Below are 25,541 nucleotides of genomic sequence, written 5' to 3'. Positions count from 1 at the left end.
GGACGCCGCTGCGGGCGTGGAGCCGCAGGAAGCTGTCGGACGACTGAACGGGGCCGGCCGACGCCGGGCCGGCGAGGCAGACCAAGGCGGATCGTGCTGAGGCGCTTGACCCGTGGACTCCGGGCCGGCATACCGCTCCCTGGTGGTGGGACTGAATTCCTGCCACTACGAAGGCAATCCCGTTTTGGCAACCATGACCCAGGCAAGAAGACTGACCGTGAGCGCAACTGAGAACTGCAACCTCTCCGCCATTCCCGCCGCCCTGCTCGCGCCGGACATTCCGGCCGGCTTCGACACGGCGTGGAGCTTCCTCGCCCGCACCGAGCCATGGGTGTTCGGCTTGATGGTGGACCCCGTCCGTGAACTGGTGGTCGACGACCGCAAGGCCCGCACCATGCTCCCCTGCCGCACCTTGCCGGCTCCCGACGTGCTCCGGGAGGCTGGCGTGGAAGACGTCACGGTCGCCCCGGCGGCGGTGTGGGAGGTGGTGTTCCCGGTCAATCCCTGACGGTGGACAGACCCGGCGCTGGCGGCCCGTAGCGGGTCGCTGGCGGCTTCTCGGGGGCGGGCGGTGTGACGGCCATCGGCCCGCCCTTCGCGTCTCAGGGAGTCCCGGAAGGGCACGGCGAGCGGTGAGGAGGCGTATATGCATGGCGTGTGGCTATTCTTGCTGTTTTGGGTGCTGCCCGTAGCATTCGGCGTTTGGCTCGCTTGGATGAAGGGATGGCGTGGCGGTGGTGGGTTCGACGGCCGCGACTGAGCGCATCCAGTGACTTGCGGCGACAGCGAGCGGGGCCATGTCCCAGCTCGTTTTCGTTAGACGGGGGATGAGCGTGTCCGCTGCTTGGCACCCGCTCCCTGTTGATGCTGCCGGCGACACGCAAGACTGTGAATGCCCTCCTCACGCCAGCCGCTGCTCACGGCCGCCATCACGGCATCCCGCGAAGCTGTCCGAGGACGAGCTGAACCGGAATGACGGTTTCGACGTTCGACTTCACGGCCCTGGTCGGGGGCGAGGAGATCATCCGCAAGGTGCGGGTGGTGCCCATCGACGGAGCGCCCTGGTTCGTGGCGAAGGACGTGTGTGTCGCGCTCGGCTACCGCATCCCCAAAGAGGGCAGCGCAAGCATGTTCATGCGGGGGTTGAACGACGACGAGACGCGCCTCATCCATCGCAATACCGCGGAAACTTCCCTCGGTATCCGGGGCTACCCCTACCTGCTCGCGATCTCCGAGAGCGGCCTCTACAAGCTCATCGGGCGGGCCCAGCGGGTCCGGCCAGAGGTCGCGGCGTTCCAGGACTGGCTCAACGGCACGGTCCTGCCGGCGATCCGCAAGGACCACGGCTACATCGCCGGGGAGGAGAAGGTCGTCACCGGCGAGCTGTCCGAGGACGAGCTGAACCGGGGGGTGACGGTTTCGACCTTCGACTTCACGGCCCTGATCAATGGGCTGGAGACCACCCACAAGGTCCGCGTGGCGACCCTCGACGGGGCGCCCTGGTTCGTGGCGGGGGACGTGACCTCGGTCCTTGGCCTCCGGCAGCATCAAGCCATGGCCCTCCGCAAGCTGAGCGACGACGAGAAGGGGGTCACTTCAATTGACACCCCTGGCGGCCCCCAGCAGGCCCGCACCGTCTCCGAGGCGGGCCTCTATCGGCTGATCATGCGGTCGAAGAAGCCGATCGCCCGGCCGTTCCAGGACTGGGTGGTCCGGGAGGTGCTGCCGGCGATCCGCAAGACGGGCGGCTACGTCCTGGCCGGCGCCGACCCGGCGACCGTGGAGGTGGGCGCGACCGAGATGATGCCGCTCCCGGCGACCTTCACGGAGGCGCTTCGGCAGCACGCCGCGACCCTGATCCGGCTCGCCGAGGAGCAGGAAGCCCACGCCCGGACCCAGGCGGAGAAGCAGGCGGCCGAGGCGGCGAAGGCCAAGGCGCAGGCCGAGGCGGACCGCCTGAAGCCGCGCGGCGCAGAAGGGTGAGCAACAGCATAAGCGTGGACCGACTATGGACCGGCCCGGCCTCCGTCCGGCCGGCGGTCAATCGGGCCTACAATAGCAGCCTGGAACGCTCAACTCTCGGCAGCACAATCTAACCCTGCAGCCCAGAATGGCAATTGGGACACTAACAGCCTAGATCGGACCGCCCTGCCCGTTGACGGGCTCGGCCGGCCGCTTGGCGATCCACCACCTCAACCTCGAACAGGTGAACATGACCCAACGGAATGACCGTGGGGCGGACGATGGCGCTCGCCTTCGCTCGCTGTCCCTCGGTGACCTGCTGAGCACGGACCTCCCGGTCCGCGACTACATCCTCGACCCGCTGATGAAGCAGGGCGAGAGCCTGATGCTCTGGGCGGCGCCCGGCGTCGGCAAGACCATGGCGGCCCTGTCGATCGCGCTCGCGGCGGCCGGCGGCGGCAAGTTCCTCGGATGGAAGGCGCCGCACCCCTTCCGCGTCCTCTACGTGGACGGTGAGATGGCGCTGGCGGACCTGAAGGACCGCCTCGTGGTCCTGAAGGACGCCGTCGAGGGCCTGGACGTGGACGCGGCGGCGAAGAACCTGCGGCTCCTGGTGCGCAGCCATCAGGATCCGGAGGCGTCGTTCCCGGACATCGCCACGCCGGAAGGGCAGCAGACGATCTACGCCCGCGCCCGCGGCATGAAGGCGGACCTCGTGATCCTGGACAACTTCTCGGTCCTCGCCGGGGTCGACGACGAGAACGACGCCGCGGCGATGAACCCGGTGCTGACCTTCCTGCTCCGCATGAAGCAGGCGGGGATCGCGACCATCCTGGTCCACCACTCCAACAAGGGCGGCGACAGCTACCGCGGGTCGTCGAAGATCGCGACGACCTTCGAGGCGATCATCGGCCTGAAGGCGAACAGCGGCGTCGCGTCCCGGCACACGACCGCCTTCGATCTGGCGTTCACGAAGTACCGCGGGCGCCGGAACGACACCATCGTGGAGACCAGCGTGTGGCTGGAGGAGGCCGACGACGGAACGCTGCGGTGGCGGTGGAAGGAGAGCGAGAACGCGGTACTGGGGCGGGTCGTGGCCCTGGTGAAGACCTGCCGCTACGGACGTGACGCGGACCTCGCGAAGGCCTTGGGCGTGTCGACCGGCAAGCTATCGGGCCTGAAGAATACCGCCATCGCCGGCAAGCTCATCACGGCGCCGGACTGGAAGCGTTGCGTCCAGGCGGCACGAGCGAGCGAGAGCGGCCTGGACGCCTTCCCCGATGCCGCGGAGGCCGACGAGGACGACGCGCACAACGACTTCTGAACCACCACCCGACCGACCGGGAGACCAGCGGGTCCGACACCCGCCCCGGCCGGCGCGTTCAGGGCGGTCACAGTCGCCCCAAGAAGTCACCTTGGTGCTTCGCCCTGCCAGACGCTTCACTGTTCATGTTCATGATAGGTCGTGAACGCTGAACGTCGGCATTTTTCGCTTTTTTCACAATGCGTTATCTGCCCCGCACCCAAGGACGATTTCACGTCTGCCCGCCCGGGCCTCGCCGCCGATCGGAGCGCGTCCGTTCACGTCCGTTCGAGAGCGTAGCAGAACGCCGGATGACCCGCGGATGGGGCCGTGGGGAAACGACCCGGCATGTTTTGGCGACAATTTCCGAGCCGCCCCCTCGATCCACGCCGCTGCGGTCATTCCCCCCGGGCCGGGGCGGTCGCTGAACTGGACAGCGACTCAGCCCGTCGTTCCGAGAGCCACGCCGCGCGTCGCCCTGCCTTCCGCCGCCGAGCCGGCACCGCCCCGACCACACCGAAGGAGCACTCGCCCATGACCAGCCGCATCGTGTCGGCGCCCATCGTGCAATCCGGCGAGACGCTGGACGGCAGCCCGGCGCTCTTGCTGTCGGTCGGTCCCGCCGGCTGGCCCGTGTTGATCACCCCCGACGACTTCGACCGCGTCACCGCCGCCACCGGCTTCCGGCTGTGGGGCGTCCAGCACGGCAACGTCGTGGTCGGGGATGACGATCCGCGGGCCGGCCGGCCGATCGTGGCACGGCTGCTGCTCGGCTTCCGGCCGACCGAGTACGGTCTCGGCCCGGCGTTCCGGGACGGCAACCCGCTAAACCTGCTCCGGCGGAACCTCGGCATCACCAGCAGGGCGGCGGAGCGGACATGGTGGCTCGTGCTCCGGCCCGGCGAAGTGGACAAGGTCTACGACCTGCGCGGTCTCTCGAACTACGTCCCGGACGCGATCACCCGTCACCGCGATCTGGTTCCGGAGCCCCGGCCGACCTCGTGCCCGTGGCCGCTCCCGGCACGGACTTGGCACCGCACCGACCCGCCGAAGGTCGCCACGCTGGATGGTCCGCCCCCGCCGCACTCGCCGAAGGGAACGCCGTGGGGCTCGTTCCGGCTTCCCGGCGGTCCGAAGGGGGCGTGAGCCGCAGAACGGGCTTGCCAGCCGCACCGCCATAGCGCATAACATCCGTGTCGACGTTCGTTGACACAGTCGTTACACGCTGGTGATCCTCATGGTGCCTCTTCTCGTGACCTTCGTTCTGGGGGTCGTCGTCAACTTCGTCCTGTTCGCGCTCCTCCGTGGCAACCCGACCCCGCGGGACTGAGGAGGAGCCGCCATGGCACACGGCGCGTTCGTCGCCTACTACCGCGTCTCGACTGCGAAGCAGGGCGCTTCCGGCCTCGGGATCGAGGCGCAGCGCGAGGCGGTCGCCCGCTATCTGAACGGCGGGGACTGGTCGGTGGTCGCCGAGTTCACCGAGGTGGAGAGCGGGCGGAAGTCCGACCGGCCGGAGCTGGACAGGGCGCTCGCCGCCGCGCGGCTTCACCGGGCGCCGCTGATCGTCGCCAAGGTCGACCGCCTCACCCGGTCCGTCAGCTTCCTGTCGCGGCTGCTCGACGCGGGTGTGGACGTTCGCTTCGCGGACCTTCCGGCGATCGAGGGGCCGACCGGCCGGTTCATGCTGCAACAGATGGTCGCCGTCGCCGAGCTTGAAGCGGGGCTGATCTCCACCCGCACGAAGGCGGCACTGGCCGCGGCGAAGGCGCGGGGCCGGAAGCTCGGCGGCAACCGCGGCGTGGTCGTGTCGACGGAAGCCCGTGCGGCCGGCCGCGCCGCTCAGACGGCCCGCTCGGAGGCGCGAGCGGCCGATCTCGAGCCGGTGATCCGCGAGCTGAGAGCGGCCGGCGTCACCTCGCTCGGCGCGATGGCGCGAGCGTTGACTGCACGCGGCATCCCGACGAGCCGCGGCGGCGGCGCTTGGACGCCCATGCAGGTGTCGCGGGTGCTGCGGCGGGTCGCGACGTGATCACCGCATTTTTCTCGTCCGAGGTTTCAGGTCATCTGTCTTTTTGGTCGGGGCGCCACCGATCGGCTTCCCCTCGGAGCCCCGGCCTGGTACACCAAAGTCTCACGACGGAGCCGAAAGCCGTTCAAGATCAATAACCTGTACGGCGCTTGCCACAGTTCAATCCTGTCCGGCAGCACCAGCGATTTGTGTCCGTCTCGGATCGTCACAGCACGCGCGCCAAGCCGGCTCCGGGTCGCCGTGGCCACTCGCGTCCCGTGTCGCCCGCCGTGTTGCGCCCCCCTCCTCGCCGTGCTCTAAGGCCGCCATGACGGCGGCCGGGAAGGATCGGGAGCGCGTGGCGCGCGAGCAGCGGCTCGCGGCGGCGTTGCGCGACAATCTCAAGCGCCGCAAGATGCAGTCGCGGGCGCGCCGCGCCCCGGAGGCGGCCGATCCGCCGGCGGCGGCCGGCCTGCCGGAGGCGACCGGCCTGACGACGGCGCCCGGTGCGGTCGATCCGTGCGACCGGGCGGCGCCGGCCGAAACGGGCGGACAGGCCTGCGGCACGGCCGCGCCGGCCGAGCCGCACGGCTCCGAGTCCCACGATTCCGCCGGAATCGTCACAGAAAAGCAATCCGGCATCGATGGATAGACGCGCCGGCGAGCGGACACCGCAAGGGCGGCTCGGGGCGCGGGCAGAGGGGGCGAGATGGACAGGATTCGCATCGTGGGCGGGCAGCCCCTGAAGGGGCGCATCCCGATCTCGGGCGCCAAGAACGCCACCCTGCCCCTGATGATCGCGAGCCTGCTCACCGACGAGCCCTTGGTGCTGGAGAACGTGCCGCGCCTCGCCGACGTCGCGCTCCTCCAGAGAATCCTCGGCAATCACGGCGTCGACATCATGGTCGGCGGCAAGCGGCCGGGCGACGGCGAGTACGACGGCCAGACCCTGCACATCTCGGCCAAGCGCATCGTCGACACCACGGCGCCCTATGATCTCGTCTCCCGCATGCGGGCGAGCTTCTGGGTGATCGCCCCGCTCGTCGCCCGCATGGGCGAGGCCAAGGTGTCGCTGCCGGGCGGCTGCGCCATCGGCACGCGGCCCGTCGACCTCCTCTTGATGGCGCTGCGACATCTCGGCGCCGAGATCGAGATCGACGGCGGCTATGTGCTGGCCCGCGCGCCGCACGGGCTGCGCGGCGGCGAGATCGTCTTCCCCAAGGTGACGGTGAGCGGCACCCACACGGCGCTGATGGGCGCCGTGCTGGCCAAGGGCGCGACCGTGATCGAGAACGCCGCCTGCGAGCCGGAGATCGCCGACGTCGCCGACTGTCTCGTCAAGATGGGCGCCCGCATCAAGGGCGCCGGCACGCCGCGCATCGAGATCGAGGGCGTGGCGCGGCTCGACGGCACCCGCCACCGCGTTCTCGCCGACCGCATCGAGACCGGCACCTATGCGATGGCGGTGGCGATGACGGGCGGCGACGTGATGCTGGACGGCGCCCGCCCCGAGCTCCTGCAGGCCGCGCTCGACGTGCTGGTCGAGGCCGGTGTCGAGATCGCCGCCACCAACGAGGGCATCCGGGTGCAGCGCAACGGCGCCGGCATCGCCCCCGTGACGGTGACGACCGCGCCCTTCCCGGGCTTCCCGACCGATCTGCAGGCGCAGCTGATGGCGCTGATGACGCGCGCCAAGGGGACGTCGCGCATCACCGAGACGATCTTCGAGAACCGCTTCATGCACGTGCAGGAACTCGCCCGCTTCGGCGCCGACATAAGACTCGACGGCGAGACGGCGACCATCGCCGGCGTGCCGCGGCTCAAGGGCGCGCCCGTGATGGCGACGGATCTGCGCGCCTCGGTGTCGCTGGTCATCGCGGCGCTGGTCGCCGAGGGCGAGACCCTGGTCAACCGCGTCTATCACCTCGACCGCGGCTTCGAGCGGCTGGAGAGCAAGCTCTCCGCCTGCGGCGCCGAGATCGAGCGCATCAGCGGCTAGGCGTCACACGGCTCGCCGCGCGCAGGCCGTGAGCGCGGCTCCTCTCACAAGCGTTCGCCTGATCACGTCGGTCGTCATTCCGGGGCGCTGCGAAGCAGCGAACCCGGAATCCAGCCGAGGGTGCACAGTCTGTCGCTAGATTCCGGGTTCGGCGCTGCGCGCCGCCCTTGAATGACCGAGATCACGATCCGCCGACCAAATCACACCGCCGTGTAGCCGCCGTCGATCAAGAGATCCGAGCCGGTCATGAACGAGGATTCGTCGCTCGCCAGGAACACGGCGCCGCCGGCGATCTCGTCGGGCCGGCCGAGCCGGCCGAGCAGCGTGTGGTGGCTGGCGCGGGCCGCCTCCGCCGTGGCGAAGTTCTTCAGGTAGCGGCCGGTCTCGATCGGGCCGGGCGACAGCGTGTTGACCCGGATGTTCTGCTCCGCGTGGTCGACCGCCATGGCCTTGGCGAGCTGCACCAGCGCGCCCTTGGCGGCGCAGTACCAGGGACGGCCGGGCCGGGCGACGCGCGCCTGTTGCGAGGCGACCAGCACGATGCTGCCGCCGCCCCCCCGCTCCATCACCGGGATGGCGTGCTTCGAGAACAGGAACGAGGCGTCGAGATTGACCGCGAAGGTGCGCCGCCAGTCGGCGAGCGACAGCGTGGTGAGCGGCGCCAGCGGCAGGTCGAGCACGGCGTTCGACACCAGCACGTTGAGCCCGCCGAACTCCCCGACGGCACGCGCCACCGCGGCCTCGGCGGTCGCCTCCTCGGCGACGTCGGCGACGAGCCCGGTGATGCGGCCCCCGGCCCGCGTCACGTCGGCGAGGAGCCCCTCGAGCGGTCCGGCCGCGATGTCGACGGCGACGACGGCGGCACCCTCGGCCGCGAAGGCGCGGCAGACCGCGGCGCCGATGCCGGCGCCCGCCCCGGTGACGACGGCGACCTTCCCCTGCAGCCGAGCCATGGCGTTTTCCTCTTTTTCTGGTTTCGATGCCCCATTTCTACGGGGGCGCCCGAACGCGGCGGAAGCGGGCCGGCCGGCGGATCTGCCCCGCGGTTTCGGCTGGGCGACGGAGCCGGTTCCCGCGGACGACGCGTCGGGAACCGGCAACCCCTCGTTTCATGGGCCAGCCGTTAACGGCTTTTCAGCGAACGGTGTACGAAAGTGACGTCCCGACGAGGCCGATGGGCACCCGCGACGACCGTCCGGCCGCCCGTGCGGAGGACGCGCACGGCCTCCGCCCGTCGAACGCCGACCCGAGCCGGACAGGAGACGGTGGTGCCGACCCGCGCGACCCCGCTGAGGCCAGAGCCTTGCGGCCAGACCTGGAAGCGCGGGCTGCTGGTGGTCGACGACGACCCGGCGGTGTGCCGGACCATCTGCACCATCGCCGACCGCACCGGCTGGGCCGCCATGGCGGCGGCGCGCTTCTCGGACGCCGAGACGCTGCTCGGCTCCGAGAACTTCGACTGCCTGATCACCGATCTGACGGTCGACGGCACGCCGGTCGCCGGCTTCCTGCGCGCGCTCGCCGAGATCTGCTACACGGCGCCGGTGCTGCTGATCGGCGCCGGCAATCGCGCACACCGCTTCGCCGCGGCGGACTTCGCCTGGGGCCTCGGGCTCAACACCTGCTATCCGATCGGCAAGCCGATCGTCGCCGCCGGCCTGTCCGGCCGCCTCGCCCGCATCGGCGACCGGCTGCAGCGCGGCATCGTCGGCTGCTGCTTCGCCGACTGCCACTGGCGCAAGGCGATCGAGGCCCCCGACGCGATTCGTGCGTGACGGCGGAACCGCGCGCTGGGCAGCGGGAGACGAAAGCACGTATCCTCCCGAGACGTGATCGACGACCAGAATCGGTCGCCGTACCGGGGCGGGTCGAAGACCCGAACCCGGAATCCAGGGTCAGGCTCCGCAGTCTGGGCTGGATTCCGGGTTCGGCGCTCCGCGCCGCCCCGGAATGACGACCAACGAACTTCGGAATCCACATGACGCCGAACCGTGGACACCTGACCCTGCTGGCCGTGTGCACGGCCGTGCTGGTATGCATCGCGCTCCATTTCGGCCGCGTGATCCTGGCGCCGGTGGCGTTCGGCATCTTCGTCGTCGCGGTCGCCTGGCCGGTCCAGGCGACGCTGCAGAAACGGCTGCCGCGCCTGCTCGCGCTGCTGATCACGGTCGTCGCCGTCGCCGTGGTGCTGACCGGGCTCGGCACCATGATCGGTTGGGGCTTCGGCCGCGCCGCGCGCTGGCTGATCGCCGACACGGCGCGGTTCCAGGCGATGTATCAGCAGGCGACCGTCTGGCTGGAGGGCCACGGTTTCGCCGTCACGGGCGTGTTCTCCGACATGCTCAGCCCGAGCTGGATGGTGGGCGCGATCCAGACCGTCGCGTCGCGCCTGCAGAGCGTCGCGAGCTTTTCCGTGGTGGCGCTGGTGTTCCTGATCCTCGGCCTGCTGGAGGTCGAGGACACGGGCCGCAAGCTCGTCGCGATCGGCGCCGAGCGGCTCGTGCGGGCCGGCGCCGCGACGGCCGCCAAGCTGCAGACCTACATGCTGGTACGCACCGTGATGAGCGTGATCACCGGCGCGCTGGTCTCGGGCTTCGCCGTCGCGATCGGCCTGCCGCTCTATGCCGAATGGGGTGTCGTCGCCTTCGCGCTCAACTACATCCCGTTCATCGGGCCGTTCGTCGCCACGCTGGCCCCCACCCTGTTCGCGCTGGCCCATTTCCAGTCGTGGGAGACGATGCTCGCCGTCTTCGCCTCCCTCAACCTCATCCAGTTCGTGGTCGGCAGCTATCTGGAGCCGCGGGTCGCCGGCAGCCGGCTGTCACTGTCGCCCTTCGTGGTGCTGCTCGCCGTGTTCCTGTGGAGCTTCCTGTGGGGCATCGCCGGCGCCTTCATGGGCGTGCCGATCGTCATCGCGATCCTCACCGTGTGCGAGCAGTATCCAAGAAGCCGCTGGGTCGCGACGCTGCTGGCCGGCGAGGCGCCGGAGGAGACGGCGGCGGCGGAGACGGCGGCGGAGACGGCGGCGAAGAAGACGCCGTCCTGATCACGTCAGACGACGGCAGGCGCCGGCCACACCCTCCGACGACATCGCCGGGCGCGACCCGGCGATCCATCTTTCTGCGATCGACCGACTGTTGGCGACGTCGATGGATGCGGGGTCGAGCCCGCGCATGACGCTCTCATGCACGGCACGCGATGTGTGCATCCCGTAGCTGGAAACGGGGACGCGCGGAGCGTGGACGGTCGAGACCAGGTCACTCCTCCGTCACGCCCGGAATCACGACTCGCTCCGGCGTGAGCAGATGCAGGCGCCCCTGCGCGTCGCGCGCGAGCGTGTGGATGTAGAAGGCGGTGTCGCGGTCGTTCGTCGCGCCCATCACGGGCGACGGGGCCGAGACGATGGTCAGATCGCCGCACGTGCCGATCCAGTCGACATGGCGATGACCGTGCATCACCACGGCGTCGGGGACGAGGCGTTGCAGGCGGCGGACGAACCAGGTGCCGTTGACGAGCGCGGTGCCGATCCGTTCGGACAGCTGCTTGGCCGGCATCGGATACTCGACGACGTGATGATGGAGCGCGACGAGCCAGCACGCCGCCGGATGCGCCTCGAGCGCGATCTCGACGCCGCGCATCTGCTCGGCCGTGACGAGGCCGAGCGCGTTGGTGAAGGAGAAATGCGTGTCGGCGTTGGAGTCGAGCAGCACGACGCCGAGGCCGTCCGGCGTCGCCGGCGGCAGCACCAGCGGGAACGCCCGCGCCCACGCATCGGCGACGGCCGGAACGCCGCGCAGCGCCGCGCGGTCGGCGAAGCGCGCGAGCGCGTCGCGGTGCGGCGCCAGCGCCGCGCCGAGGATCGGCCCGACCTTGCCGGCCGCGAGATCGACGACGTGAACGCGATCCCCCTGCACGGCCGCGATGGCGGAGAGGGTGCGCACCTGACGCAGCCGCTTGACCGGGCTGAACGGCAGGTCGAGCCGCGCCGGGTTGGCGCGGTCGACCACGTTGACGTCATGATTGCCGGGCTGGATCAGCATCCGGGCCACGAGCTCTGGATACGGCGCCAGCGCATCGAAGAACTCGGCCCATTCGGCCGAGCGGCCGGCATCCGTCACGTCGCCCGTGATCAGCACGAGGTCGAGCGGCGCGCTCGCATGGATCTCGGCGAGGCGGGCGAGCACGCGATGCAGCCGGCCGTTGCCGCGCGGTCCGGCACGGCCGCATTCGATGCGAAAGCCGAACCGCTCGCCGACGATGTGGACATCGGAGAGATGCGCGACCCGCCAGCGTCGAACCATCGCGTCGGGTTGTGCCGTGCCGGGGGACGCCTCGTCCGGGTCGCTCTCGCCCCCCGCCCCCGAAAAGCGCCGCGTGCGCGGCTGGGACATGGTGGCGTCGGCGATGCCCCACACGGCCGCGGCGGCGGCGAAGTAGCCGGCGATCAGCACGGCCGCGTTGGCGGCACCGGCGGCCGCGAGGCGCAGCGGCGCGGCGAGATCCGCCATGCTGCCGCTCCAGCGGGTCGACGGCCACAGCCAGACGACCAGCAGCACGGCCGGCACCGCGACCGCGAGGCCCGCGACCGCCGCGGTCGCGGCGCGCAGCCGCGCCCGGCGCGCCTGCCCGGCGCCCTTCGCCAGCACGGCCTCGGCGAGATGGCGCAGCCCCTCGCGGGCGAGCGCATAGATCGGCTGCACGGCGAGCGAGGTCAGCGCCCAGAAGCTGCCCTCGGCGATCCGGACGAGCCGACGCCCCCCGAACCAGCCGAGCGCCAACACGGCGGCGAGCACCAGGGCCGACCACACGCCGGAGACGGCATATGCGACTTTGGTCGAAACCGTCGACAGCCAGACCGAGGCGAGGAGCGGCGCGACGCCGAGCAACAGCCCCGGCACGCCGATCAGCCACATCCACGCGACGACCAGCTTCGGCAGGCTGATCTCGGCCAGCAGGCTGCCCGCAAGCGACAGGAGCGAGCGCTGCTTGGTGCTGGAGGCGTCGTCCTCGGCGTCGCCGTCTCGCGGATCCGTGATCGGCTGCATGGCAGGTGCTCCGATGCGCCGAGGCGGGCGCCATTGACGACGGGGTGCAGCGCACCCAACTCAGCCGCGGACGCCACAGCGCCGGCCGTCCCGCCCCCGCGACCGCCGCGTCCCGCGCGGCGCGTCGTTGCATGCAATCACGACGCGATCAACCTGAGACGCGACCAACGAAGGACATCACGATGGCCACTCCCGCATCCACGGGCAAGTTGTTCGAGCCGTTCCGGCTCGGCGGGATGGAGCTTCCCAACCGCATCGTCATGGCGCCACTGACGCGCAACCGCGCCGCCGCCGGCAACGTGCCGGGCCCGCTCGCCGCGACCTATTATGCGCAGCGCGCCTCGGCCGGCCTGCTGATCACCGAGGCGAGCCAGATCATGCCGGAGGGCCAGGGCTACGAGGCGACCCCCGGCATCCATTCGGAAGAGCAGATCGCCGGCTGGCGCGCCGTGACGGACGCCGTGCATGCGGCCGGCGGGCGCATCGTCATCCAGCTCTGGCATGTCGGCCGCGTCTCGCACGTCTCGCTGCAACCGGGCGGACGCGCGCCGGTCGCGCCGTCGGCGATCGCCGCCAAGACCAAGACCTGGGTCGGCGGCCAGTTCGTCGAGACCTCGACGCCGCGGGCGCTGCGCACCGAGGAGCTGCCCGGCATCGTCGCCGCCTACCGGCAGGCCGCCGCCAACGCGATCGCGGCCGGCTTCGACGGGGTCGAGGTGCACGCCGCCAACGGTTATCTGCTCGACCAGTTCCTGCGCGACTCCACCAACCAGCGCAGCGACGAGTACGGCGGGTCGCTCGAGAACCGGGTGCGGCTGACGCTCGAGGTGCTCGCCGCCGTGATCGGCGAGATCGGCCGCGAGCGCACCGGCATCCGCATCTCGCCGGTGTCGCCGGCCAACGACATCGCCGACAGCGATCCGGCCGCCCTGTTCGGTCATCTGGTCGCCCGCATGAACACGCTCGCGCCGGCCTATCTGCACGTCATCGAGGGCGCGACCGGCGGCCCGCGCGACAACGCGCCCTTCGACTGGGCGGCGCTGCGCCGCGCCTTCAAGGGGGCGTATATCGCGAACAACGGCTACACGCCGGTGCTCGCGGAAGCCGCTGTCGCCGAGGGGCGGGCCGACCTCGTCGCCTTCGGCAAGGCCTATATCGCCAACCCGGACCTGGTCGAGCGCCTGCGCCGCGGCGCGCCGCTGAACCCGCCGGATCAGACGACGTTCTATGGTGGCGGCGCCGAGGGCTACACGGACTACCCGGCCCTGCAGCCGCAGCCGGCGTGATCAGCGCGGCGACCGCACCCTGCCGTCGGGCCGGACGTGCGGCCTCGCCGCATGTCGCACTGGATGGAGGATCGGATGTGGCGTCGCGTCGACCGTCATGTGGGTCGCAGGTCGACGCGGTGTCGCATCCCCCCGAATGGACGCGAGACCGCGCCGACCGGATCGAGCCGAGGTTCGCCGACGCGGCGCTCGCCGGATCGCGACGTAACAGCGGCCTATGTCGGACGGAGCCGACGATGCGGTCTGTAAATCCGGGCCGCGGCACCGTTGGTTATTCCGAGAAATCATGAGACAAGATACGTTATACTCGGATCGGACCGAACATTCGCGTCCTCGACACCGTCGCTCGATCGGGCTCGGCGTTTGAGAACGTGCGAAATCCGGTGTACACAGCTCACCCTGGATTCTCTCGACCAATTCGATTCGCCGGGAACGAGTGAGATGGTAGGCAGGCGTCACGGCTCCGAAGAGATCGCCGACAAGCTGGCGCAGGCCGACCAGTTGGCGGCCAAGGGCAAGAACCAGCACGAGATCTCCAAGGCGCTCGGCATCAGCGTGATGACCTACCACCGCTGGCGGAAGCAGCGCGGGCCGATGCGCCAGACGCGCGACGGCGACGATCACCGGCAACCTCTGCTGGCACCCGTCGTGGACGACGAGCCGCGCTACACGCCCCCGGCCGGGGGACGATCGCGACAGCTCGACCGGATGGAGGAGCTCGAGCAGGAGAATGCGCGGCTCCGTCGTCTCGTCACCGACCTTCTGCTCGAAAAGGTCGGGCTGGAGGAGGAGCTGAAGTATCGCGACACCGGGCGCGACCCGCGCGCACGGCGCGGCTGAGCCAGGCCGCACGGTCGAGCGATCCCGGATCCGAGCCACGATCCCGGCTCTCGCCGGGACGCCGCCGCGACCCGAGCGCCACGATCGGGCGCCCCCTCACAGGTTCTTTTCCGGCACCGGCGCGTCGCCGGCGATCGGGATCCGACGGCCGGACGCGACGAACTCCCGCTCGATCTTACGGATGATGGCGAGGCGGTCCCACAGCCGCTCGGCCCGGAGCCGCGCCTCGGTGCCGAGCTGGCGGCGCAGCGCCGGATCGGCGGCGAGGCGGAGGATCGCGTCGGCGAGCCCGTCGGCTTCGCCGGGCGGCACCAGGAGGCCGGCCCCCTCCGTCTCCTGGGCGACGCCGGTGCCTGGGGCCGCCATCACGACGATCGGGCGCGCCGAGGCGAACATGCCCGAGAGCTTGGAGGGCAACACCAGATCGGCCGCCTCGGCCCGCTGCGGCATCACGTGGATGTCGGCGGTGGCGAGCAGCTCGGGCAATCGCGCGGCCGGCTGCAGGTCGAGGAAATGCACGTCGGGTCGGCCGGCCGCCAGCGCCTCGAGCTCGGCGCGGTGCGGACCGTTGCCGCACAGCACGTAGTGAACGCGCGGTTGCGCCGACGCGGTGCGCGCCGCCGCCTCGATCACCAGATCGAGCCCCTGCTTGCGCGACATCGCGCCCGAATAGAGGACGACGATGTCGCGCTCGCCGAGTCCGAGCCGGGCGCGGATCGCGGTCATCCGGTCGCGGCGGTCGATCGCCGCGGTGTCGACCCAGTTGCGGATCTCGCGCAGGCGCTCGGCGGCGACGCCCTTCTCCCGCAGCCGCCGCATCATCGGCGGCGAGATGGTCGAGACGCGGTCGAAGCGCCGCAGGATCGTCCGCTCCGCCGCCAGCATGGCCCTGCGGGCGCCGGCGTTGCGCAGCAGGCCGAGCTCGAAGGCGGCATCGACCTCGAGATCCTGGACATGCAGCCACGAGGTCGCCCCGCACAGGCGGGCGGCGGCGGCGGCGAGCGGCGCCGACAGGAGCGACGGCGCGACCGCGAAGACGACGTCGGGTGCGAAGCGCAGCGCGTGCCAGACGACGGGCGCGATGCTCGTCACCGCGAAGGAGGCATGATGGAGGAGACGCTTGCCGCCGGACGGTCGGCCCGGCACGTAGATCGGCGCACGGGTCAGCCGGACGCCGTTCAACGTCTCGCCCGCATACCACATCCGCCGATAGGCCTCGGGCACGGTCCAGTCCGGGTAGTAGGGCGGCGCCGTGACGACGCGGACCTCGTGACCGCGCAACACCAGGCTTTCGGCCAGCTCGGTGTTGTATTTCGGCACGCCGATGAGGTCGGGCGCGTAGTTGATGCCGCAGATCAGGACGCGCATGACGCTCCGTTCCTCGTGCCCGCCCGGTGCCTGTCCGATCGGCGCGTGTCCGCTTCACGCCGACGCGTCACGAGTGTCAGTTCGACGCGTGTGTGCTCGGCCGTCGGCGGCAGGCGCGACACGCGGCGAAGCCCCGCGACCCGGATGTTGTGGAAGCCCCCGCCGCCCGATGCGCGGGCGTTCGCGCATCGACGTCGGGCAGCCCGCCGTTCGGCGGGCTTTAACTAACATTCAACGATATCGGCGGCGTGACGGTATCGTTACAGATGGCGCCATGTGGCACGTCGGATGATAGAGGGGCGCGACCTCGATACCGTTCGCACGGAGCCGGCGCACACGTTCCGCGACAGGGGATCGGGACCGAGACCGGGGCGGACGGGGCGCTACGCTCCAACGCACCGCAGCGTGAAAAACGTCATAAACGAACGATAATGTTCGCATCCGAGTACCATGGCGGAGGGGGAATGGCTGATCGTGGCGTTATCGATGTCGTCGGCGATGCGCTGCGACGGGCTCAGTTCGGCAACGAGTGCGAGCCGTGGCCCGAGCTGCCCGAGCCCATGCGGGTGCAATGGCGCAATTACGCCGACCGGCTGATGCGCACGCTGGCGGCCGCCGGCATCACCCTGTCCACGGTGCGGGAGGGCGAGACGCTGGCGGGGTCGTGACGCGGATGGCGGGCGTCGGGATCACGCCGTGTCGGCGCCGGCAGCGCCGACCCGCACCCCGGCCCCGTTCATGCGAAACGCGCCGACGTCGGGTTCGGCGCGGCAGAATGACCGCGCCGAACGACAGTTCCAGAATGAAAGTGCCAGAATGAGAGTGCTCGAACGACCGGGCCCGAGCCAGGGCGGCGGCGTCAGCGCGGCTCGGCCGGGATGCCGTCGAGCAGCTTGGAGAGGGCGAGCTCGTTGATGGCGGGCGGGCTCTTGCGCAGAAGCTCGGTGACGAAGGCGCGGCGGTTCGCCTCCGCCCGTTCCTCGCGCAGGCGCTGCACCAGCGCGTCGCGCACCTCGGCGAGCGGCCGGCTCTCGGACGGCCTGGTGTCGATCAGCCTGAGGACGTGCCAGCCGTCGTCGAGCCGCACCGGCTCGGAGATCGCGCCCTTGGCGAGCCCCACCACCTGGCCGCGGATCTCCGGGCGGAGCTGGGCCTCGGCGAGCCAGCCGATCTCGCCGCCCTTGTCGAGGCTCTCCTTGTCGTCCGATTCGGCCTTCGCCACCGCGGCGAAATCGGCGCCGGGCGCCTTCAGCTTCTTCATCACGTCGTCGAGCTTCTTGCGCGCCTTGTCCTCCGTGGCCTGGTCGGCGCCCTTCTCCACGGCGACGAAGACCTGGGCGAGCTGGAAGCGGCGCGGCAGCAGGAACGCGCTGGCGTTCGCCTCGTAGGCGGCCTTGATGTCGGCCTCGCTCGGAAAGTCCACCGGCGGCACCGTGACCGACTGCAGATAGCTCTCGACGATGGCGTTCTCGCGCGCCCGCTCGACCCGCGCCGCGACGGCCGGCTGCTGCTCCCATTTCTTGTCGAGCGCCTCCTTGAGGACGAGGCGATTGGCCAGCATCGAGCGCACCGTCTGGCTGAGAAGTCCGGGATCGCGCGCGAGCGCCGCCTGCTGGCGCGCATCGAGGCTCTCCACCACGGCCCGGATCTCGTCCGCCGTCACGTCGCGTCCGGCGACCCGGGCGATCACCTCGCCGCCCTTGTCGCTCCCCTGGCGGACAGCCTCGCCCGGGCGGACCGGCGGCGCAGCCGATGGCGCTGCGGTCGCCGGCGCGGCGGCGGGCGCCGCAGCGGGAGCGGTCGGGCGGGCCGGCGGCGCATTGCGCGCGGGCGCCTGCGCGATCGCGGTGCCGCCGAGACCAGCCAGGATCACGAGGGCCGCTCCCGCGGCGCCGGCGACTCCCGCGACGCGGGCGGAGGGCTTGGTCATGGTCTCACCTTCTGATCGAGCAGCTTGTCACGATAGTCCTGCACCAGGTTCTGGTGCTCGACCCGGCGCAGGCCGAAGATCGGGTCGTGGACCACGGCGGCTTCCAACGGGTTCATCGCCTCGTAGCGCTGCAGGAGCTCGGTGCCGACCTTGAGGAGCTGGGTGTTCTTCGCCGTGCAGCTCTTGCCGCTCGCTTCGAGCACCGCCGCCTTCTGCTCGAGCCTGGCCCGCTCGGCCTCCTTGGCGCGCGCCACGGTCGCGGCCTCGCCATAGGCGTCCTTCCACTTCTCCAGCGTCTCGTCGCGCTCGGTCAGGCGCTGGTTGAAGTCGGACACGGCCTGGCGATAGGCCTGCTCGGCCTCCTTGACCTGGGCCCGCAGCGTCTCGTTCTGGCGGCGCAGGCGGTCGCGCTCGCGCTCGGCCTCGGCCTGGCGGGCCTGGAGAACGGCGCGCTGATCCTCGAGCGAGCGCACCTGCGCGGTGGCGCTGCGCAGCGCCTCGCGCAGCCGATCGGTCTCCGACTGGGCCTGCGCCGGGGCCGATCCGGCAAGGCCGGTGGCGACGAGCGCGATCGCCGCGAGGGCGATCGCCACGGGACGGGCGGACGGGCGCATGATCAGAACCGCGCGTTGAGGTCGACCTGGATGATGTCGACCGCATAGGGCGCGCCGGCGACCTGGTTGGCGCTCATCCAGCGCGCCGAGGCCCAGACGTTCTGACCGAGCGCCAAGTTGGCGCCGACGAAGTAGCCCTTCAGGTTGGTGCCGCCGAGACCGAAGTCGGAATCGGCGAAGGCGTCGATGACGGCGTCGGACTCGAGATACTTGTAGCCGACGTGGAAGTTCCAGTCGCCGAATTCCTTGAGCTGCTTGTAGCCGACGGTCATCCGCATGAGCCAACCGACATTGCCGCCCTCGTAGACCTGATTGCACCCGCTCTGGCCGGATGGGCACGGCGCCACCGCACCCGACGCCCAGATCGGGTTCGCGTTCACCTTGGCGGCGATGTCGGCGCGGTCCCAGGCGACGTTCTGCACGTACTCGCCGTCGAGCACGACATGCACCGGGTGGAAGTGGCCGAAGTCGAGCCGGCCGCTGAGCACCACGTCGCGGAATGCCGAGGCGAGCCCGAAATACTGGTACTGCGGGCCCAGCACGTTGTTGACGTAGACCGGGACGATGTTGCGCAGCGCCATGTAGGTGTTGCCCTTCTGCGCGAAGGACGGCCGCGTCAGGTCGGTGTCGCACAGATCCGACGAGGTGTAGACGAAGCACGGGCTGGAGAGCTGGCCGCGCACGTTCATGAAGTCGTAGTAGGCGACGCCGAGCTTGAGGTCGATCTCCGGCGTCATGCGGAAGTCGCTGCCCGTCTGCGCACCGACCATCCACTTGTCGTGACTCGGGAACTTGCCGACCGTCCCGGTCGAATAGTCGATGCCGTTCCCGACGTTGAAGTCGGTGTTGTAGAGCGGGAACACGCCGGCGACGAAGAACGGCGTGATGCCCGGCGCGATCTCGTACCGGGCCTTCGCCGCGATGCCGTCGAAGCCGAGGTCGCGGTGATAGACGAGATCGGTCGGATGAAAGAACGGATTGTCGAACCGGCCGGCATAGAACGAGAGGTCGTCCCACGGCCGGTAATTGATGAAGGCACGGTCGAGCCAGATCGCGTACTTGCTGAAGTTGCCGCCGGAGCCGCCGAGCGTCTGGTTGAACGAGACCGGCGCGTTGGTGTCGCCGGTGGCGATCCGCAGGCCAGCCGTGAAGCCGTCGAACAGATCGGCCTCCATGCCGAGCCGAGCGCGCAGGCGCGCGCGGTCGCGGTCCTGATCGACATTGTAAGTCGGCCAGAGGACCGCGCCGGTTCCGGTGTTGCTTGTGTTGTAAGGGCTGCCAGTGTTGATCGCGTTGTAGTTGACGGCCGTGTACGGATCGTTTCCCTTGGGGAAGAAATCACCCTCGTAGCGCACCCGCAGGTCGCCCATGAAGCGGATGCGCGACACCCATTCCGGGAACTTGCCGGGCGCCGCCCAACCTTCGGTCTTGGCCTGCGCCATCACCTCGCGGCGCAGATCCTCGCGGATCTGCTTCTTCACCACCTCGGGCACATAGGTGACGCGCTTGGTGCCCTTCGGAGACGTCGCCTCCAGGGCCGTGTCGGCCGTGGTCTTGGCACCCTCCGCCTTGGTGGCCGCCTCGCGCGCCGCCTGGCGGGCCACATAGGCCTCCTCGTCGGCCTGCTTGACCAGCGCGGCCGCCTGCGCCTCGTCGAGCACGCCCTGCTTCACCAGCAGGTTGATCAGGTTGACGGTGGCGTTCGGTGACGGCGGCGCGCTGCGTGACACGGTCGGTCGCGGCCCGCGCGGAGGAGCCTCGTCCTGGGCGGCGGCCGCCGTCGGCAGTGCGAGCCCGCACGCCATCGCGACCACGATCGGAATGATGCTCCGCACCGTGCCCCTGTCGATCATGACAACCCCCTCACACCTGCACACTCGGTTTTTTGCTCGGCTCGTCCGTCCGGCCCGTCTGTCCGTCCGGTCCGGCCCGGGTCCGGATCTCAGGTCGGTCGCCGCGCCATCACCCGCGTGATGATCGGCATCGGCATGTCTCTCGGCGGCGGCTCGCGCAGCGTCAGCCGTCCCAGCACGTCGTTCTGGATGACCGCGTCGAGCTCCGGATTGCCGGTCGACGACACGAGCTGCACCCGGTTCACCCGTCCGGTGCCGTCCGACCACAGCCGGACCTGGACCTGCATCACGGCGTAGCGGGTGCGCTCGTTCGCGCGCAGCGCCGCCTCGATCTGCGACTGCACGATGGCGGCGTACCATCCCCATTTGGTGCCACCGCCCCCGCCGCCACCGCCGCCGCCGATGATGCCGCGCCCGCCGGGACGGCCGAGCAGATCACCCGGCCCCTTGCCGGCGTCGTCGAGCCCGAGCGGTCCGTCCGGCGGCGCATCCGACTTGGTGTCGTCGGGCGGCGCCTCCTTCGGGATCTCGACCGGCTTCTCCTCGATGATCTCCTGCTTGACCGGCGTCTGCTCGACCACCTTCTGCTCCGGCGGCGGCGGCTCCCTCTCGGGCGGCGGCGGCGGCGGAGGCGGCGGCGGCAGGATGGCGACGACGGTCAGATCCTGGACCTTGCGGGGCGGCTCCGGATCGCCGCTCAGCAGCACCGCGACGCCGGCGCCGAGCAGCAGCAGCACGACGAGCCCGGTGCCGACCGCGAGCAGCCGCCCGCGGCCGCCCGATCGTCCGCTGTCGTCGCTCGTGTGGTATCGCCGGGCCATCGGTCCGCAGCCTCGTCCTGTCTCGTCCGATCCGTCGGTTCGTCGCTTCGTCGCTTCGTCCGCTCGTCACTTCACCAGCGGCTTGGTGGCGAGCCCGACCTGCTTGATGTCGAGGCGCCCGAGCAGATCGAGCACGTCGATCACGTTCTGATACTGGGTCTGGCTGTCGCCGCGCACGACGACCGGAAAGTCGGGCGTCAGGGCGCGCTGCTGGACCAGCCGCTGCTCGAGCTCGGGGAGCGTGACCGGCACGGTGTCGACGAAGATCTTGCCGTCGCCCGCCACCGTGATCGCCTTGGTGGTCTGCTGCGCGAGGCTCGGCGCGGCACTCGCCTTCGGCAGGTTCACCTTCATGCCCTGCACGGTCGCCGTCGTCATGATGATGAAGATCAGCAGCAGCACGTAGGCGAGATCGAGCATCGGGGTGATGTTGATGTCGTCGTACGGCTTGGAGTCGGCCTGGACCTGCATGACCGTCACTCCGCCGCGATCTTCAGGGGCCGCTCGGGCGTCCCGTGGAACGACTCCGCCATCTTGGTGACGAACTCGTCGATGAAGACCTGCATCTCGCTGGTCGTGTCCTTGATCCTGATGACCAGATAGTTGTAGCCGAACAGCGCCGGGATCGCGACGCCGAGGCCGGCCACCGTCGCGACCAGGGCGGCCGCGATGCCGGGCGCGATGGCGTTGACGTTGACGTCGCCGGAAGCCGCGATCGCCGCGAACGTGATCATCACGCCGATCACGGTGCCGAGCAGGCCAAGGAACGGCCCGCCCGAGATCGCGATCGTCAGCATCACGATCGAGCGGTTGAGCTTCTGGGTCTCGCGCACGTAGCCGGAGTCAAGCACCGCGCGAATCGCCGCGATCGCCTGCGGCGACAGGATGCGGGCGCCGCTGCCGTTGCCGGAGAAGCGGTTGCGAATCTCCTCGGCTCCGAGATGGAAGAGGCGATGCAGCGGCGCGCCCTCGATCAGCCGGGTCTCCTTCTTGCCGGCGTCGCGGGCGAGCGCGATCTCCTCCTCGTCGTCGACGCGCAAGAGGCCGTCGAGGTCGGTCGCCGCCTCGCGGAACCGGTGCAGGAAGAGCGTGTTTCCCTTGGTCACCCGGTTCAGATACGAGACTTTCTCGACCATCACGACCCAGCTGATCACCGCCATGATTCCGCACAGGGCGATGACGATCCAGCCGTCGAGCGTGACCGATTTCAGGATCACGGCGAAGTGGCCGCTCAGCCAGCTCGACGTCTCCTCGTCGACGCTGAACGTGATCAGCTTGGCGTGATCGGGCCCCTGCCCGATGGCCGCCAACCTGATGAAGCCGGCCGGCCGCGCCACCTTGGCGATCTGCAGCTCGTCGATGTCGCCGACGAAGCCGATCGTCCCGGCGGACGCCGGGGCGGCGCCGCCGGACGCCGCAGCAGAGGCATCCGGGGCGGCTCCCGCGGGGGCATCCGCGGGAGCCTGAGGCGCCGCCGGATCGGCGGGTGTCGGCGATGTCGCGGTCGCCGGCGACGTCGCGGGATCGGCCGGCGCGGCGGCCGGATCCGCGCCGGGCGCCACGGCCGTGGTCGCGGCCATCGGGGCGCCGACATGAGCACCGGCCGTCAGGGTCGGCAGCGCACCCGCCGCGGTCGCGACCTTGGCGCCGTCGACATAGAGCACGATCTGGCCGTCGGCGGCCGTCATCGCGACGTGATGCCAGGCGCCGGGCGAGATCGCCGCCGTCTCGCCGGTGCGCACCGTCGCGCCGCCGGTCGCCACCTCGACGAAGGGCACGCCGTTGTCGAGCCCGATCAGCAGCCGGTTGGCGCCGTCGCGGCGCGAGTAGAGCGCCGCGCGCGGCTGCGGCGCCGCCATCTTCACCCAGGCCGACCAGGTCAGCGCGCCCCCCTCGGCGACGACCAGCGATGGCGCGCCGGGCAGCACCAGCGGCGTCTGCCCGTCGAAGCGCAGGCCGTTGCCGATGATGGCGCCGTCGGCGCCCGGCACCACCGACTGGGCGCCGTTTCCCCAGGCGGAGGCGTCCTGCGCCGGCGTGCCGCGCTCGGCGAAGTGATAGGCCAGCACCGTGTCGGCGTCGTAGGTGCCTTTAGGGTCGACCGCGGTCGGGGCCTTCGGGTTGTTGTAGTAGAGCCAGATGTCCGACTTGGTGCCGGGCTTGAGGTCGGGCACCTGCACCCACACCAGCGCCTCGCCGAGCAGCGAGTCGAACTTCTCGACGTGGTGCTTGAGCGGCGTCTTGTCGTCGCCGGCGACGAAGCGCAGGTCGCCGCCGTCCTCCTTGGCGGAGCCGAAGCGGAAATTGCCGACATGCAGCCGGATCAGCACCGGCGTTGTGCCGATCGGGTCGCTCACCCCGGCGCCGGACGCCCCGGTGTCGAGCGTGATCTTCTTGCGCAGCGCCCACTGGTCGTTCCACCATGCCGCCGCCGGTCCCGGCGCCAGCACGGCGGCGAGAACGAGCAGCAATGCGGCGACGCGGACCCTCGGGGTCGGCATGCCGGGGCCTCGGCGATCCGGTCGGAACCGGCCGGTCATCAGGTCGATCATCAGAACTCGCCCCAGAGTCGAAAGCTGATCCGCGGATCCCAGGCGATCGTCTCCTGCTGGCCGATCAGCGGGAGGCCGACGAGAACCATGGCGTTGAGGTATTGCATGGCGCGCATCCGCGAGCCGAAGCCGAAGCTCGCCATGTCGAACTGCTGCTGCTGCTCGATCAGCGGCGACTTGAGCCGCGTGCGGCCGGCGTCGGCGAAGGCGAAGATGCGCCAGTCGGTGAACGCGTTGAACTTGACGCTCCGGCCGGCGCCGTTGTCGAGCGTCTGCTCGAGATAGGTGGCGAGATTGGGCGTGCGCAGCTCGATCGTGCCGGCACCGCCGTAGTCGCCGAGCGCCTCGGACTCGAGATAGCCGCGGACCGTGTCGAGACCGCCGAGGCTGAACTGCTCGCTCGACACCAGCGGCTGGTCGGCGAGCTGACCCTGCACCTTCACGAAGACCTGCGCACCGGCCCAGATGTCCTGGGTGTGCGAGACGTCGGCGCGGACGATGAAGAAGCTGCCCGAAGCCTTGTAGCGCTTGGCGTCGAACTGATACGGGTCGCTGCCGAGCCCGCGGGTGCCGCCCAGCACGGTCGCGTTGAACTGGGTGAGGCGGCCGTCACCCTGCAGGCTCGCGCCGTAGCTGCCGACGATCGGCACATAGGCGACGGGCGACGAGAACGCGTCGGCCTGGAGCGACAGCGTCTGCTCGAAGCGCTTGTAGTCGAAGCCGAGCGACAGCGTGTGGAAGAGGTCGCCCTTGTTGGGCAGCGTGATCACGCCGCGGGTGCCGATCACCTGGCCGGGACCGACCACGTTGGCGCCGCCGACCGTCGCCACCGAGCTCGACGAGGTCAGGCCGTAGATCAGGATGTTGAGCCATTCGTGGTCGGTGCGCGCCAGATACGAGCCGGAGAACACCTCGGCGTCCTTCTGGCGCATCGGCGCGACCTGGTACGAGAACGACAACGAATGGCCACGCTGCCAGAGGTTCTCGTAGCGCACCGTCGCGTTGAGGCGCAGCGGCGTGGTGCTCGGGCTCTGCCGGTTGTTGAGCTCGAGGCTGGCGTGGACCGGGTGCTTGTCCTCGACATTGAGGTCGACGTCGACGGTGCCGGGCGTCACGCCGGCACGCAGCGACGGCGTGACGCGGCGGTCCGGCCAGGCGTTGAGGGCGACGATGTCCTTCGTCACCTCCTTGAAGTTCGGCAGCTTGCCTTCGCGCAGCGACCCGGCGTTCTGTTTCACGACGTCGAGATCGTAATAGCGCGAACCCTTGACCCGCAGCCGCCCGACCTTGTTCTCCGCGACCTTGAGGACGACGAAGCCGCGCAGCGCGTTCTGCTGCGGCACCGACACCGTGACGGTCTGCAGGCCCTTGGCGTGATAGGCCTTCTCCAGCGCGGCGCGGGCCTTCTCGACGTCCTCGGGCGTGCGGTTCGGGCCGAGATACGGGTACACGGCCTCCTCGACCTCGATGTCGGGCAGCGCCTCGGCGCCCTCCACTCGGTACTCGTCGATGTCGAACCGCACCGTCTCGGCCGGCTTGTCGGCCGTGCCTTTGGCGTCCTTGCCCTTCGCGTCCTTGACCTTGGCGTCCTTGGGCTTGGAGGCTCGGTCCGTGGCCGCACCTCCGCCGGCGTCGCGGCCCGCGCCGGCCGCAGCGGTGTCGGCGGCGGCGGTATCGACCGTGGCGGTGTCGCCGGCGCGGGACGGCGCCGCGGCGGCGAGCGAAGCGTGAACCGCGACGGCGACCGCCACCAATGCCGTCCCGGCGATCCGCGACCGGACGCGCATGCCGACGCGCTGCGGGCCCGCCGTCTCGTCGCATGCGACGCCGGCGATTCCGTCGTCCGTCACCGGGCGCTGCCGGACCGGCGGGCGAGCGCGCCACGTCCTACGGTCACGCCGATGGCCCGCCCCTATAACGGTCGAAACCGCACACATAACACTCCGACCCCACCCGC

General features: G+C 70.4%; 21 protein-coding genes and 2 pseudogenes. 13 read left to right on the top strand and 10 right to left on the bottom strand.

The window, feature by feature from the left end; translation table 11 throughout:
- Positions 1 to 217 precede the first annotated feature (217 nt).
- The 8 genes and pseudogenes from ACFSOX_RS16260 to murA all read left to right on the top strand — a co-directional run bounded on the left by ACFSOX_RS16260 (position 218) and on the right by murA (position 7,275).
- Positions 218 to 508, top strand: coding sequence for a hypothetical protein (locus ACFSOX_RS16260; RefSeq protein ID WP_378478860.1), 291 nt, complete (start codon positions 218 to 220; stop codon positions 506 to 508).
- A gap of 464 nt (positions 509 to 972) precedes the next feature.
- Positions 973 to 1,314: pseudogene (locus ACFSOX_RS16255) on the top strand (BRO-N domain-containing protein); the annotation flags it as partial.
- 96 nt (positions 1,315 to 1,410) lie between these two features.
- Positions 1,411 to 1,755 (top strand): annotated as a pseudogene (locus ACFSOX_RS16250) (BRO-N domain-containing protein); the annotation flags it as partial.
- A 457-nt stretch (positions 1,756 to 2,212) separates the two neighbouring features.
- Positions 2,213 to 3,286, top strand: coding sequence for an AAA family ATPase (locus ACFSOX_RS16245; RefSeq protein WP_378478859.1), 1,074 nt, complete (start codon positions 2,213 to 2,215; stop codon positions 3,284 to 3,286).
- 513 nt (positions 3,287 to 3,799) lie between these two features.
- The gene (locus tag ACFSOX_RS16240) at positions 3,800 to 4,411 is read left to right on the top strand and encodes a hypothetical protein (protein ID WP_378478858.1); all 612 of its coding nucleotides are present in this window, start codon (positions 3,800 to 3,802) and stop codon (positions 4,409 to 4,411) included.
- Between the two features lie 196 nt (positions 4,412 to 4,607).
- The gene (locus tag ACFSOX_RS16235) at positions 4,608 to 5,297 is read left to right on the top strand and encodes a recombinase family protein (protein WP_378478857.1); all 690 of its coding nucleotides are present in this window, start codon (positions 4,608 to 4,610) and stop codon (positions 5,295 to 5,297) included.
- A 307-nt stretch (positions 5,298 to 5,604) separates the two neighbouring features.
- On the top strand, positions 5,605 to 5,928 hold the full coding sequence (locus ACFSOX_RS16230) for a hypothetical protein (RefSeq protein WP_378478856.1): 324 nt from the start codon (positions 5,605 to 5,607) through the stop codon (positions 5,926 to 5,928).
- A 57-nt stretch (positions 5,929 to 5,985) separates the two neighbouring features.
- On the top strand, positions 5,986 to 7,275 hold the full coding sequence (gene murA, locus ACFSOX_RS16225) for a UDP-N-acetylglucosamine 1-carboxyvinyltransferase (protein WP_378478855.1): 1,290 nt from the start codon (positions 5,986 to 5,988) through the stop codon (positions 7,273 to 7,275).
- A 200-nt stretch (positions 7,276 to 7,475) separates the two neighbouring features.
- Here murA and ACFSOX_RS16220 read toward each other — a convergent pair whose 3' ends face one another.
- Complete coding sequence (locus ACFSOX_RS16220; RefSeq protein WP_378478854.1) at positions 7,476 to 8,228, bottom strand: SDR family NAD(P)-dependent oxidoreductase; 753 nt, start codon at positions 8,226 to 8,228, stop codon at positions 7,476 to 7,478.
- A 315-nt stretch (positions 8,229 to 8,543) separates the two neighbouring features.
- Here ACFSOX_RS16220 and ACFSOX_RS16215 point away from each other — a divergent pair, with 315 nt between their 5' ends.
- The gene (locus tag ACFSOX_RS16215; RefSeq protein ID WP_378478853.1) at positions 8,544 to 9,050 is read left to right on the top strand and encodes a DNA-binding transcriptional response regulator; all 507 of its coding nucleotides are present in this window, start codon (positions 8,544 to 8,546) and stop codon (positions 9,048 to 9,050) included.
- Between the two features lie 203 nt (positions 9,051 to 9,253).
- Positions 9,254 to 10,321, top strand: a complete 1,068-nt coding sequence (locus ACFSOX_RS16210) for an AI-2E family transporter (RefSeq protein WP_378478852.1) — start codon at positions 9,254 to 9,256, stop codon at positions 10,319 to 10,321.
- A gap of 211 nt (positions 10,322 to 10,532) precedes the next feature.
- Here ACFSOX_RS16210 and ACFSOX_RS16205 read toward each other — a convergent pair whose 3' ends face one another.
- A complete protein-coding gene (locus tag ACFSOX_RS16205) occupies positions 10,533 to 12,320 on the bottom strand; it encodes a metallophosphoesterase family protein (RefSeq protein ID WP_378478851.1) in 1,788 nt (595 codons plus the stop codon).
- Positions 12,321 to 12,502: 182 nt separating this feature from the next.
- Here ACFSOX_RS16205 and ACFSOX_RS16200 point away from each other — a divergent pair, with 182 nt between their 5' ends.
- Together ACFSOX_RS16200 and ACFSOX_RS16195 are read left to right on the top strand one after the other, a co-directional pair.
- Positions 12,503 to 13,606 (top strand): alkene reductase, encoded by a 1,104-nt coding sequence (locus ACFSOX_RS16200; RefSeq protein WP_378478850.1) that lies wholly within the window; start codon positions 12,503 to 12,505, stop codon positions 13,604 to 13,606.
- Between the two features lie 441 nt (positions 13,607 to 14,047).
- Entirely contained in the window at positions 14,048 to 14,446 is a 399-nt protein-coding gene (locus ACFSOX_RS16195) for a helix-turn-helix domain-containing protein (protein WP_378478849.1), read from the top strand.
- 96 nt (positions 14,447 to 14,542) lie between these two features.
- Here the strand turns inward: ACFSOX_RS16195 and ACFSOX_RS16190 are convergent, their stop codons facing one another.
- Positions 14,543 to 15,814, bottom strand: coding sequence for a WcaI family glycosyltransferase (locus ACFSOX_RS16190; protein WP_378478848.1), 1,272 nt, complete (start codon positions 15,812 to 15,814; stop codon positions 14,543 to 14,545).
- A gap of 464 nt (positions 15,815 to 16,278) precedes the next feature.
- Here ACFSOX_RS16190 and ACFSOX_RS16185 point away from each other — a divergent pair, with 464 nt between their 5' ends.
- On the top strand, positions 16,279 to 16,482 hold the full coding sequence (locus ACFSOX_RS16185; RefSeq protein WP_378478847.1) for a hypothetical protein: 204 nt from the start codon (positions 16,279 to 16,281) through the stop codon (positions 16,480 to 16,482).
- A 191-nt stretch (positions 16,483 to 16,673) separates the two neighbouring features.
- Here ACFSOX_RS16185 and ACFSOX_RS16180 read toward each other — a convergent pair whose 3' ends face one another.
- The 7 genes from ACFSOX_RS16180 to ACFSOX_RS16150 form a co-directional block, all read right to left on the bottom strand.
- Positions 16,674 to 17,744 (bottom strand): peptidylprolyl isomerase, encoded by a 1,071-nt coding sequence (locus ACFSOX_RS16180; protein ID WP_378478846.1) that lies wholly within the window; start codon positions 17,742 to 17,744, stop codon positions 16,674 to 16,676.
- Complete coding sequence (locus ACFSOX_RS16175; protein ID WP_378478845.1) at positions 17,741 to 18,358, bottom strand: hypothetical protein; 618 nt, start codon at positions 18,356 to 18,358, stop codon at positions 17,741 to 17,743. Before ACFSOX_RS16175 ends, ACFSOX_RS16180 begins: the two co-directional genes overlap by 4 nt.
- Before the next feature lie 2 nt (positions 18,359 to 18,360).
- Complete coding sequence (locus ACFSOX_RS16170; RefSeq protein WP_378478844.1) at positions 18,361 to 20,211, bottom strand: putative porin; 1,851 nt, start codon at positions 20,209 to 20,211, stop codon at positions 18,361 to 18,363.
- An 89-nt stretch (positions 20,212 to 20,300) separates the two neighbouring features.
- Positions 20,301 to 21,032 (bottom strand): TonB C-terminal domain-containing protein, encoded by a 732-nt coding sequence (locus tag ACFSOX_RS16165; protein WP_378478843.1) that lies wholly within the window; start codon positions 21,030 to 21,032, stop codon positions 20,301 to 20,303.
- Between the two features lie 66 nt (positions 21,033 to 21,098).
- The gene (locus ACFSOX_RS16160) at positions 21,099 to 21,503 is read right to left on the bottom strand and encodes an ExbD/TolR family protein (protein ID WP_378478842.1); all 405 of its coding nucleotides are present in this window, start codon (positions 21,501 to 21,503) and stop codon (positions 21,099 to 21,101) included.
- Positions 21,504 to 21,508: 5 nt separating this feature from the next.
- A complete protein-coding gene (locus tag ACFSOX_RS16155) occupies positions 21,509 to 23,533 on the bottom strand; it encodes a DUF2341 domain-containing protein (protein WP_378478841.1) in 2,025 nt (674 codons plus the stop codon).
- A 50-nt stretch (positions 23,534 to 23,583) separates the two neighbouring features.
- Entirely contained in the window at positions 23,584 to 25,434 is a 1,851-nt protein-coding gene (locus ACFSOX_RS16150) for a ShlB/FhaC/HecB family hemolysin secretion/activation protein (RefSeq protein ID WP_378478840.1), read from the bottom strand.
- Positions 25,435 to 25,541: the final 107 nt, after the last annotated feature.

It is taken from the genome of Rhodoplanes azumiensis (assembly GCF_042682915.1).
Classification (GTDB): domain Bacteria; phylum Pseudomonadota; class Alphaproteobacteria; order Rhizobiales; family Xanthobacteraceae; genus Rhodoplanes; species Rhodoplanes azumiensis.
Note: the sequence above shows the minus strand (reverse complement) of the source record. Positions and strands in the feature narration are given on the sequence as shown.